Below are 418 nucleotides of genomic sequence, written 5' to 3' on the forward strand. Positions count from 1 at the left end.
TTAATCAATTTAGTGTATAATCTGTAAAGATTATCTATCATTTATAGCGTAAAAATAATGGATATAGGAAACAAATAGGTATGAAAAAATTAATATTAATAGTTTTATATATTCTTAGTTATTATTCGTATGCCGAAGTAAACACTAAAGTATATAACAACTACATTGTATTATATATACCAGAAATAGCACCTTATTCAAAGTTAATAAAACAACAAGATATTTATACAACTATTAATTACATGGATGCCATGAGATTTGTAGATGGAAAAGTAGTGATCAAATCTAATAGTGATGGTTTAATGATTTTTAGTGAGATCGAGCAATATAAAACAATACAGTTTTATGATTATGTTAAAGGTCTTTTTATATGGAATATAAATAATAAACCTTTTACTCAAATTAAGTTAACTCTCAA

General features: G+C 23.2%; 1 protein-coding gene. It reads left to right on the top strand.

Translation table 11 applies throughout. The annotated features are described in order from the left end of the window. Positions 1–80 precede the first annotated feature (80 nt). Positions 81–418 (top strand): hypothetical protein (locus A9G03_RS10570; RefSeq protein WP_143425853.1); only part of this gene is annotated, 338 nt, incomplete at its 3' end.

This window comes from Gilliamella sp. wkB171 (assembly GCF_001693755.1).
GTDB classification, from domain to species: domain Bacteria; phylum Pseudomonadota; class Gammaproteobacteria; order Enterobacterales; family Orbaceae; genus Gilliamella; species Gilliamella apicola_F.